This is a genomic window from Arthrobacter monumenti (genome assembly GCF_054511255.1).
This window is the reverse complement of record NZ_JBTNCY010000019.1, coordinates 1-10,708: the sequence shown is the minus strand read 5'-3', so window position 1 is coordinate 10,708 and position 10,708 is coordinate 1. Positions and strand designations below refer to the sequence as shown.

At 61.6% G+C, this 10,708-nt stretch carries 11 protein-coding genes; 9 read left to right on the top strand and 2 right to left on the bottom strand.

Going from position 1 to position 10,708, the window contains the following annotated elements; all coding sequences use genetic code 11:
• Positions 1 to 138: 138 nt before the first annotated feature.
• The 7 genes from ACX80B_RS18345 to ACX80B_RS18315 all read left to right on the top strand — a co-directional run bounded on the left by ACX80B_RS18345 (position 139) and on the right by ACX80B_RS18315 (position 6,082).
• Positions 139 to 1,341 (top strand): cupin domain-containing protein, encoded by a 1,203-nt coding sequence (locus ACX80B_RS18345; protein WP_459298845.1) that lies wholly within the window; start codon positions 139 to 141, stop codon positions 1,339 to 1,341.
• Positions 1,338 to 2,249 carry a sucrase ferredoxin gene (locus ACX80B_RS18340; protein ID WP_459298843.1) on the top strand — a complete coding sequence of 304 codons (912 nt, stop codon included), beginning with the start codon at positions 1,338 to 1,340 and terminating at the stop codon, positions 2,247 to 2,249. The genes ACX80B_RS18345 and ACX80B_RS18340 overlap by 4 nt, the downstream gene beginning before the upstream one ends.
• Positions 2,250 to 2,413: 164 nt before the next feature.
• Positions 2,414 to 2,749, top strand: coding sequence for a biopolymer transporter Tol (locus ACX80B_RS18335; protein ID WP_459298841.1), 336 nt, complete (start codon positions 2,414 to 2,416; stop codon positions 2,747 to 2,749).
• A 107-nt stretch (positions 2,750 to 2,856) separates the two neighbouring features.
• Positions 2,857 to 3,030, top strand: a complete 174-nt coding sequence (locus ACX80B_RS18330; protein ID WP_459298839.1) for a hypothetical protein — start codon at positions 2,857 to 2,859, stop codon at positions 3,028 to 3,030.
• 265 nt (positions 3,031 to 3,295) lie between these two features.
• Entirely contained in the window at positions 3,296 to 3,976 is a 681-nt protein-coding gene (gene sigK / locus ACX80B_RS18325) for an ECF RNA polymerase sigma factor SigK (RefSeq protein ID WP_459298837.1), read from the top strand.
• Between the two features lie 127 nt (positions 3,977 to 4,103).
• Positions 4,104 to 4,628 (top strand): redoxin domain-containing protein, encoded by a 525-nt coding sequence (locus ACX80B_RS18320; protein ID WP_459298835.1) that lies wholly within the window; start codon positions 4,104 to 4,106, stop codon positions 4,626 to 4,628.
• Between the two features lie 71 nt (positions 4,629 to 4,699).
• On the top strand, positions 4,700 to 6,082 hold the full coding sequence (locus ACX80B_RS18315; protein WP_459298833.1) for an NAD-dependent succinate-semialdehyde dehydrogenase: 1,383 nt from the start codon (positions 4,700 to 4,702) through the stop codon (positions 6,080 to 6,082).
• Between the two features lie 90 nt (positions 6,083 to 6,172).
• On the opposite strand, the gene ACX80B_RS18310 is transcribed toward ACX80B_RS18315, so the two are convergent.
• Positions 6,173 to 7,396, bottom strand: coding sequence for a glycosyltransferase (locus tag ACX80B_RS18310; protein WP_459298831.1), 1,224 nt, complete (start codon positions 7,394 to 7,396; stop codon positions 6,173 to 6,175).
• Between the two features lie 84 nt (positions 7,397 to 7,480).
• On the opposite strand from ACX80B_RS18310, the gene ACX80B_RS18305 reads away from it, so the two are divergent.
• Positions 7,481 to 8,167 (top strand): TetR/AcrR family transcriptional regulator C-terminal domain-containing protein, encoded by a 687-nt coding sequence (locus ACX80B_RS18305; protein ID WP_459298829.1) that lies wholly within the window; start codon positions 7,481 to 7,483, stop codon positions 8,165 to 8,167.
• A gap of 335 nt (positions 8,168 to 8,502) precedes the next feature.
• Positions 8,503 to 9,789: an FAD-binding oxidoreductase gene (locus ACX80B_RS18300; RefSeq protein ID WP_459298847.1), complete on the top strand. Its 1,287-nt coding sequence runs from the start codon at positions 8,503 to 8,505 to the stop codon at positions 9,787 to 9,789.
• Between the two features lie 612 nt (positions 9,790 to 10,401).
• Here the strand turns inward: ACX80B_RS18300 and ACX80B_RS18295 are convergent.
• A partial coding sequence (locus ACX80B_RS18295; protein WP_459298827.1) for an L-lactate permease occupies positions 10,402 to 10,708 on the bottom strand: 307 nt, incomplete at its 5' end.

Sequence of the window (10,708 nt, the reverse complement as noted above, 5' to 3'; positions counted from 1 at the left end):
CGCTGCTGGTTCGGCGGGTGTGCAGGACGGCGGAGCTGACGGTGGGGCGGAGGGCCCGGCTGATGGTGGCGCTGCTGGTTCGGCGGGTGTGCAGGACGGCGGAGCTGACGGAGGAGCGGATGGCCCGGCGGACCGTTCTTGAGCACTGCTGACACTAAGCATCAGGATCCCGGCGCTGCTGCAGGTGCCGGGGTTCTGGACACACGCTTGATAAACATCAGCCGCGAGCAATTTGCCCGTGATATTTGGGCACGCACGGCGCTGCTCACACGCAACTCCAGCGACTTCTCGGATCTGCTGTCTGCTAGCGCCGTGGACGAACTGATCTCACGCCGCGGATTACGCACACCTTTCCTCCGCGTTGCCAAGGACGGCGCGACAATTCCGGAATCGTCATTCACTGCTCCGGCCGGCGTCGGCGCGGCCATTGCGGATCAGCTTGACGACACCGATATTTGGCGCAGTTTCGCAGATGGTGCGACGCTCGTCTTGCAGGCTCTTCACCGCACATGGGAACCGCTCGCAGATTTCAGTGCGACGCTGAGCGCTGAGCTCGGGCATCCGGTGCAGGCCAATGCCTACATCACCCCGGCGCAGAACCGCGGGTTCGACGATCACTACGACGTCCATGATGTCTTCGTTCTGCAGATTGAAGGCACCAAGCGCTGGGTCATTCACGAGCCGGTACATTCCGACCCCTTGCAGACCCAGCCTTGGACTCAGCACCGCTCCGCAGTCGCCGATGCCGCGAACAGAGAGCCATATATCGACACCGTTCTTGAGCCGGGGGACGCCCTCTATTTACCGCGCGGATGGTTGCACGCGGCCCAGGCGCAGGGCGAGATGTCCATCCATCTCACGCTTGGGGTCCACAACTGGACTCGCTACGCCTTGGCCGAGCAGCTTGCCCAGTCTGCCCTTGCTGCGCTGCGCGACATGCCGGAGATGCGCAGTACCTTGCCGCTTGGAATCGACGGCCCGGCTGATCTGGACACCGTCCGCGAACGTCTGGCCGCCGCCGTCGCCGAAGCTGATCCCGCTCCCCTATTTCACCGCACCAGGCGGGGCCAGGCACGCCCGGCACCGCTGGGACCTCTGGCCCAGCGAGCGGCTGTAGATGATCTCGGTCCTGGATCTCTGGTTCGGCTCCGTGGGTCGCTGGAGGCACGCTTGGAGGGTTCGCGCCTGATGACACGCGTGGGCTGGCTCGATTTTCCGCAGACTGATTTGCCGGCTGTGACCCGCCTGCTCGACGGCGAGGTCCGGTCCGCGGGTAATATCGGCGTGGATCTGGCCGAAAGGTTGCTGCGCGCAGGGGTCGTTATTCCAGTCGCGCGATGACTGTTTCGCCGGAGCGCTTCTTCTGCGCCGATGCCGCCCGGATGCGGGGCGATCCCATCGCGGGTACGGTTCCGGGCGGCAATGTGTGGGTGCTGATCGAGTACCGCGGCGGTTGGCCGACCAACGGTTTCGACGGTCTCGACATCGACCCGGGGACCAAATCGAGCGTGTTCTTCGCCGCCCAGGCGCTGCGGGCACGCATACTCCTCATCAGGCGGCCCGGCCGGCGCAGGCGGGAAGGCCCCAACCGCTGGGCTGTGCTGCGCTACGAAAACTCCGGCGCCTACCGCCAACACTGGGGCGTTTGGAACCGTGACGATGACCTGCTTGCTATCGTCGGAGCGCTCAGCAGCCCCGGAGAACTCGGCCATCCGCCTGTCATCCTGGTTTGTGCCCATGGCCTGCACGACACCTGTTGCGCCGTTCGTGGGCTGCCAGTGGGACGTGCGCTGCGCGAACGTCGGCCGGATCTGGTGTGGGAGTGCACGCACGTAGGCGGTGACAGGTTCGCCGCCAACGTCATCGTCCTGCCTGACGGGGTCTACTACGGCGATCTTGACGTCATGTCATCCCTCGACGTGATCGAAGAGCACCTCGCGGACCGTATCCATGCAGAATATCTACGCGGATACACGAATCTGGCTCCGCCCCAGCAGGCCGCCGTCGCAGCTGTCCTCAGGTCCTTCGGCCCGGCCAGCCGGCATGAATACAGGATTGCGGAGACTGCCCGGGCTGGCGACGACTGGCGGATTCGTGTCATCGGCCGTCCACCCCATCCGTCGACTTTCGACGTAGAACTGCGGGGACGCCGCACCCCGCCCCGTCAGCTGACCTGCCGCGGCCCGGCGATGAGCTCGGCGTTAATCTATGAAGTCACCTCAATTGATAAAGTCCAGCAGCGGAGATAAGCCTCCGGTGCGGGCAGTCATCTGTCAAGGATTCCAACTGTCTTGCTGGCACAGCGTGACCATGTGATTCCCTTCAAAGCCATCGCCATGCTCGCAAGCGGATGCCTGACGGGTCGCTGGGGTTCGCATCGATTGCCTCTACGCATCCGCACTATCATCTGATTATGAGCGAGCTCAAACGGCGCCCTTTGAGCGCAACGTCTGAAGCTGAGCGGTGGCTGGTCATCAACGGCCGGCGATGGCGCCGAACCGACCCGTCGCTACCTGAGGACATCGTCGAGGCGCTGAAATCGCATCTCGGCCGCGGAAGGTCCTGCGTGCGCACCGCCAAACGCGAAAACAAGTCCGAGGCTATAACGGCGGCCCGGCAACGGGTCAACCTTGCCAAGCACGGGCTGGGCGAGCGAGGTCCTTATTGGTGGGACACGCCAGAGGCACAGCGGCTCAAACAAGCCCTCAACGCGTTACATCAACTCGATGCCATGGAGAACGCAAACTGAGCTGCCCGCCGAACAATCCCGCCGCGCAATAGGATCGGCCTACGGGGCGATTTGGCCACCGAGTGATGATAGAGATCCGACCTGCGGATCGTTGCTAGGCTCCGGCTATGGCGGGTGGATCACGCGTGCTCGCGATAGATCCGGGCAAGATTATCTACGAAGATCCATTTCAGATTGGAGTCATACCCTACAAGCGGGAGTTGCCTACGCCCCTTCCCGAGGGCGTGGTTCTCGGCCAGACGAGTGCCGGCTCCAAGTGTCTATTTGGCCAGGCACTTTAAGATCCGTGTCGCGGTGAGCCATCGTCTTGTCGGGAGAGGTCGTTCGGTACTTGATTGAATCCGTGGTGGCTGGTCGGTAGGAAGTGGACGCATCGGCGTCCGCAATCGGAACCCTATTCGGAAAGCATTCTTTTCGCTGCTCTGTCATGTCAATAGGCGGATGCCGTGGGGTATCTTGGTCAATGGGCGGCCTCGGTTACCGCTCCTTGCTATTTGCCTCATTACCGTCTGACCGCACGGCGAGCTCCCACAAAGGTAACCCGTCATGAACAGACACGACCGCGGGCATTTCAACAGTGCCGGTCATAAAGATGCGTTCCCAGCACGGGACACCGGGCTGATGGCACGGTTCGATATAGACACTTCCCGGAATAGCTCCACCGATGTAAATGCCAAGCCGGATCAACACACGTTGGCCGGGCTTCTTCTGCGCATAGGTCAAGGAGACAGGGAGGCGTTCACCGCGTTCTATAAATTGACGTCGAAGCGGGTCTACGCTCTTGCGTGCAAGACGATCGTCAGTGTTGAAATCAGCCAGGACACCACGCAGGAAATCTATCTGACGGTGTGGCGGGACGCGCACAGATATAACCCGGTTGCTGGAAGTGCTATGGCCTGGTTGATGACCATCACGCACCGCAGAGCCGTCGATAGGGTCCGCGCCGAACAGGCTGGTGCCAACAGGGAATTACGCTGGTGCGTGGCAACCCGGAGCACCGAATACGACGTCGTGGCCGAAACGGTCGCTGCCAGGGCCGAAACGCAGACCGTAGTTAGATGCCTTGACACCCTTTCCGATATTCAACGTGAAGCTATCAGTCTCGCCTACTACAACTGCTTGACTTACCGCGAAGTGGCCGAGCATTTATCCGTGCCGCTATCCACGATCAAAACCAGGATCAGAGACGGGCTGACGCAACTGCGGGCATGCCTGGACGAGGCATAGCCTGTTTACAGCCGACACCGCAGGTGAGCAGGTGACCGTGTTGGATGCTGCTGTGTTCGAAGGCGGCGCGGTGTGCACCAACAGCCATCATCGGAATAAGCCGGGCTTCTTTTGGTGTTCCCGGGACATGACACTGTTACCAACGCAAACAGCACCGAAGTTATCACTGCCGCTCACTGGGGCGGGCACGACAGATGATCTGTTTACGGGTTCGGCGGAGGCGGGAAGGTTCACTGCCGTCTTCTTCTTCCGGGGATTGCACTGCCCCATCTGCCGCAAACAGCTCGCGGAAATCAATAAGCGCCTCGGCGACCTATCCGATGCCGGTATTGGAAAAGTAGTTGCTGTGAGCATGGAAACTGAGCCGCGCAGCGCGGAGCTCGTGGACACATGGGGCCTGGAAAACCTTCCGGTCGCCCACAGTCTCGATGAAGAAACAGCGCGGCAGTGGGGGCTCTACATCTCCGGGTCCATCAACGAAGGCGAACCAGAGGTGTTCAGTGAACCTGGTGTCTTTATCTTTGACTCCGATGGGAGCCTCTTTTGGAGCAGCATCGCAACGATGCCTTTCGGACGGCCGGCACTGGATGACATCATCGCCGGGGTCCGTTTCGCCCAGGAACATAACTACCCGGCCCGGGGCGCCGCCTGAATTCATACGCGGGGGATGGGCGTCCGCCCGTGCAGGGAATATCTCCCGGGGCTCCAGCCGCTGAAAGTAATATGACTGAATCTAAGTATGCGACTGTGAATCCGACAACCGGACGGACAGAGAAGGAGTTCGCCACCCTTGATGACGCGGGGGTTCAGGATGTTCTGGCGCGTTCGGCGACCGGCTATACGGTCTGGCGCGAGACCTCCGTCCAGGACCGGGCAGCGGTGCTGGCTCGTACAGCCGACCTCTACCGGGAGCGTGAAGAGGAACTTGCCCGGTCCATCACGACCGAGATGGGTAAGACCTATCAGGAGGCCGTCGGTGAGGTACAGCTGGCCAGCGCTATCTATCGCTGGTACGCCGAGCATGGTCCTGCTCTGTTGGAGACCGAAACGCTCGACCTCGGCGACGATGCGGAGTCCGTGGTGCAGACCGAGCCAGTTGGCACCATCGTCGGTGTCATGCCGTGGAACTATCCGTATTACCAGGTGGCCCGCTTTGTGGCTCCCAACCTCATGGTCGGCAACAGCGTCGTGCTCAAGCACGCGGCGAGCTGTCCCGCCTCCGCTTTGCTGATGGAAGAGGTCCTCCACGCCGCAGGAGTTCCCGAGGACGCCTACCTCAACGTCTTCGCGACCAATGAGCAGATCGCGGACATGATCGCGGACTCCCGCGTGCGCGGCATCTCCCTGACCGGCAGCGAACGGGCGGGCTCCTCGGTAGCGGAGACCGCCGGGCGGTATCGGAAGAAGGCCGTCCTCGAGCTGGGTGGCTCCGACCCGTTCATCTTCCTCGGCGCCGAGGATCTCGATGCGGCCGTCGCAGTCGCGGCTAAGGCCCGGCTGTCCAACGCCGGGCAGGCATGCAACTCGCCGAAACGCTTCATTGTCCCGGACGAGCACTACGACCGAATGGTGACCGGGCTGACCGAGGCCTTTGAGAACGCGAAGGTGGGCGATCCCTCCGACCCCGCCACCGCCGTCGGGCCGCTGTCCTCGGTGACGGCACGCGACACTGTGGTCGAACAGGTTCGTCGAGCGGTCGAGCAGGGGGCCACTGTCCACGTCGGTGGCGAGGCCGTCGACGGTGATGGTGCGTTCATGCGCCCCGCCGTCATCACCGGGGTCACGCCTCAGATGGATGCCTACAGGGAAGAGATTTTCGGCCCGGTCGCCGTCGTCTACCGCGTCAGCTCCGTCGACGAGGCCGTTGATCTCGCCAATGACACCGATTTCGGCCTCAGTGGCTCTGTGTGGGATACCGACCTCGACCGTGCCCGCCACGTCGCTGACCGCCTTAACGTCGGAATGGCTTACGTCAATGAGCACGGCACAACGCTGCCGGGCCTGCCCTTCGGTGGTGTCAAGGGCTCCGGATACGGCCGTGAACTCGGCCGGTGGGGCATGGGCGAATTCGTTAACACGCGCTTACGCCGAACCGCGCGGCAATAGCGTTGGGGCGCTGCAGCCGCTGTTCGGGCCTTCTCAGATTATCCCGTTCTTGCTCGTCCGAGCCATCGCTGAGTATCTCGCCGGTCCCCACTACCGTAACTCGATAGCTGAGCTGATGGCCCGGGCGGCCGCGGTGACACCGTCCTCCTTGGCGATAAGCCCGGCAAGGCGCTGGGCGCCGACCGCGTATGCCTGAGTTTGGATGGCGGCATCAACTGCCCCGGCCACAGATTCCACTGTTGCCTTACCGTACGGGATCGGCGCTGGGCCAGCGCCGAGGGCATGGGCGCGGGCAGCCCAGAACGGCTGGTCGGTGAAGACCGGGATGGCCACCGAAGGAATCCCGGCGCGCAACGCTGCCGCCGTCGTTCCTGCGCCTGAATGATGAACTGCAGCCGACATCTGCGGGAACAACCATTCGTGCGGGACATCGCCAATGCCGATTGCGTGCGGGGCGTCGACGCCGTCGGCTCCCTGGATGACGGCCCGGGCGCCGGCGCGGGAAGCGACGTCGAGCATGAACTGAGGGTCGTGCGCGCCGGTGCTGCCAAAACCGATGAAGACCGGTGGCGGCCCATCAGCGAGGAAATCGAGCAGGCGTGCGTCCGGCTTCCATGCGGCGTCCGTGTGGGGCCACCAGTATCCGGCGATTTCGAGTCCGGCATGCCAGTCCCGGGGGCGCGGTACGACGGCTGGGCTGAAGCCGTACATAATCCGGGACTTATCGCGCCGGCGTGCCGTTTCGGAGTCGCGGCGGCTCCTGGCAGGGAGTCCGAGTTCCTTACGGACCCGGGCCGTGGGTGCATCATACGGAGCGCGGGCGGAACCGATCAGTGAGCCGAGCAGTTTGTTGCCCGCACCTGTCAGTGAACGAGCGCTTCCCAATGTCATTGGAGGGTAGGCCCGGCTTGGCTCGAGTGGCTGCAGGTGGGCGCCGAGGACAGGGGTCTCCAGCGCCTCGCCGATGTCATAAGCATACGGTGCGACGCCGTTGGCCAGAATGACGTCGGCGCCCGCCTGTGCTGCGGCGAGGGTTCCGGAAGCGGACAGGTCCATGTAGTCGGTGAGTTCCGACATGTACCGGCGGAGGTCGGCCGGACGCGGCTTCCGGCCCGGTGGTGCCGGGGTAACCAAGGAGTCCATGCTGCCCTCGAGCTCGTGGAAGTGCGCGCCGGAACGGGTAACTACCTCGCGGTACTGCGAATTGGCTGCGATTAAGACCTCGAATCCGTGGTCTTGCTGGAGTCCGAATCCCAGCCCAGCCATGGGCGCAACGTCGCCGCGGGTTCCCGGGGCGATTATGAGGACACGCATCTGAACTTCCTTCCGTTACTGCGAACACCGTTCGCAGTAACTAGTATAAGGGGAAGGTGGCACAACGAACGGACAACAAACCCCATGGCCTCAACAGACCGCACGGAGGTGTGGCTGCGCGCGACCAACAAAGGGAGCGGGCCAGCACCGGCGCACTCGCTACATTCGATCGGCGCGGCCGGGGTCCAACTTGCCGACGCCGGCGGCATGGCGGACGTATCGATGCGCAAGGTCGCCGCGGCCATCGGGGCCGGGGTGGCATCGTTGTACCGCTATGTCGCCTCGCACGATGAGCTGCTCGAGGTCATGATTGACCGCGTCGGCGGCGAATACCATCTCGTACCCTCGGCGGACCCCGCCGTCGAACAGTTGGTTGATCTGGCGCTACAGGGACGCAGCATCATGCACCGCCACCCATGGCTGCCGCCCCTGTTGCTCACCCGGCCGTCCCTCGGCCCGAACAGTTTGCGTTATCTTGAGCATGCACTCGGGGTGTTGGCCGGTGTAGAGATGCCGGAGCCAAGGAGGCTGGAAGCGGTCGCGTCGCTGACCGCCATCACGTCCGCGTACGCGCAGAACGAATTGTCCGCCGTTCCCGTCTCCGCTACGCCAACTGACCCGTCTGGCGATTCCCACCTGGTCGCCGCGTTGTCTTCCGGGAGGTATCCAATGCTGTCCCGGGCCTTCCTCGAAGTTCCTTCGGCGCATGAAACCCCCGGGGAAAGATTCATTGCCATGATCCGGCGCCAGCTTCACGGGGAGGGCATCTGAGTAGTCGTGGGATGAAAAAGGTTGGCCTGTCTCCTTCAAACTACACTCGTCGTTATCAACGACGTCGGGTTCGCCGACCTAAACGAATGGACGCCGGAGACTAATTAACCGTTGACCGAGACATGAATACGGCCTAGAGTCTTATCCAGTCAGCAAAAATCAGTTTCCACATTATGAAATCATCTTGCCATGGGTCATATCGATGGTCCCGGGGCTGCGATTCACTTAAACGAAGGAGTTCAGTGGATAACCACAATGCGTCAGTTCTTTCAAACGCCTCCGATAATGTACTTGAGGCTTCCCGGGCTGCTTCCACGACACATGCTGACAGGTTGATGGCGAGTAGGGACCGGTCGGGCTATGCATCAGCCACGTTGCCCGACGGCGTCGTGTTCGCTGAATCCGCAGAGGACGTAGTGCAGACGGTGAAGCTTGCCGCCGCCAACCGCACACCCGTGGTGACTCGAGGTGCCGGCACTGGACTCGCAGCTGGATCCGTAGGGCAGGCTGGTGAAGTGGTTCTTGACGTGTCCAAAATGAATCGAATTCTTCGAATTGACCCGGTTGAACAGCTCGCGGTAGTCGAGCCAGGTGTTCTTAACGGCGATCTGAATGCCGCGGCCGCGGAATACGGCCTGTTCTACGCGCCGGATCCAGCCAGCACTGCGATATGTTCCATAGGCGGAAATATCGCCACCAATGCAGGCGGTATGAGGTGCGCGAAATACGGAGTGACACGTGAAGCTGTCCTCGCCCTAAATGTCGTGCTGGCCGATGGCAGGGAACTAAGAACCGGGCGCGAAACGCTGAAGGGTGTCACGGGTTATGACCTCAACGCGCTGATTACAGGTTCCGAGGGAACGCTTGGAGTCGTTGTTGAAGCCACATTGCGTCTCCGTCCCCTTCCCCCTGCGACCGCAACAGTTGCAGCATTTTTCCCCGACTTTGCCACTGCGGCTCAAGCCGCCTCAGCAGTGATAGCAGCACGCGTGCAGCCCTCATTGCTTGAACTTATAGATGGCCAAACACTGGAAGCCGTCGATTCTGCGCTGGGCACGGATTATCGGTCTCAAGGGGGCGCCTTCCTGCTTGCTCAGACAGATGGATATGGCGCATTCCTGGAACAGGATGTCCTCATCGAAGCTATCGAACCCTTCGCGAGCTCATACGAGAAGGCAACTGATCCTGACCACGCGGAGCAGCTGGTCAGGGCCCGGCGTGAGGCTATCCCTTCGCTGGAGAAGCTCGGACGTGTTTCCATCGGTGATATTGGTGTACCGCGGGGACGGCTTGCCGAGGTCGCGGTGGGCCTCGAAGAAATCTCCCGTAAGACAGGAGTAAGAATTTTCACTGTGGCTCACGCTTCCGATGGAAACCTCCACCCGATGATTGTCATGGACGAGGGAGATTCCGTCACCGAAGGACCAGCCAAAGTCGCCTTGGGCGAGATGTTCTACTTGGCCAAGAAGCTGGGCGGAACCCTCACCGGAGAACATGGAGTTGGACTACTCAAACGTGATTGGCTCCTGCCCGAACTCGGAGAGGTCTCGCTCGACGTTCAACACGCCATCAAGAAGGCCTTGGATCCTGACGGCATTCTTAACCCCGGGAAGGCCATCTGATCTGTTTTTAGGCACATCGCGCGAGATCTGATGCGAGAAGGGCCAGCATAACGATAACTAGAAGGTCGGTTGGATCAGAGTCTCACGGGGGATCCGATCGGGACACAGCGGCATGCACAATCGCCGCTGTGTCCGGTTTTAATCAGTTTGTCGCCGAAGGGGCATCCGGGTTGAAAAATTGCTACCGCTTTTCGGGCACTCCCGTGTTTTTGGCGGTATGGATCAACCCGGCGTTTCCGGCGGCCGGCATTTGCCTACCCCGTTCACCGCTGATGACCTCGAACAGGAGGCTATCGGAGGGGGACAGTAGGAACTGAATAGTCCTGCCGGTGGTGGGCAAACGAGGAATCGTGGGATGAAGGAATAGCTTCCTTATGTAGAAGCCTCTCGGGAAGCCACCGTCCTGTAAAAGCCGCTGCGGGCATTAGAACAATCTCAAATGTGGATCGTAAAGGCCGTAATCGGGAGCAGGGAATGTCCCTGCTCCCGACTATTTGTCTCGACCACGGCAGTTATTGCCTCGTGGCTCAAGCCGGTTCGATGAATGGCTCTACTGACCTTTACGGCCCGGCTACGACGGTGAGGCGAACTCGTGGTCAATCAACATCCGGCTCATACTCGGGTGGTGTTTAGCAATTCCGTCGCCGGGCGCTGCCGCCTCATCCAGCCGACGAGCAGGGCCAGCGTTGCGAGGAGCAGTATGAGCATGAAAGTACCGAGGTTGAGACCCAGCCCGTGGATGAATACGTAGGCCAGTGGGCCGGCTGCAAGGCAGTAGTACGTGGTGATGATGATGGTTTTCCGGAGTAGATCTCCCTCGCGTCCTAGGAGACCTACTGTGGCTGATGCGGCGACGATGTTGTGGATGGCAATCGGGTTGCCGCCGGCACCGCCGACGGCTTGGGCTGCCACTACAGTC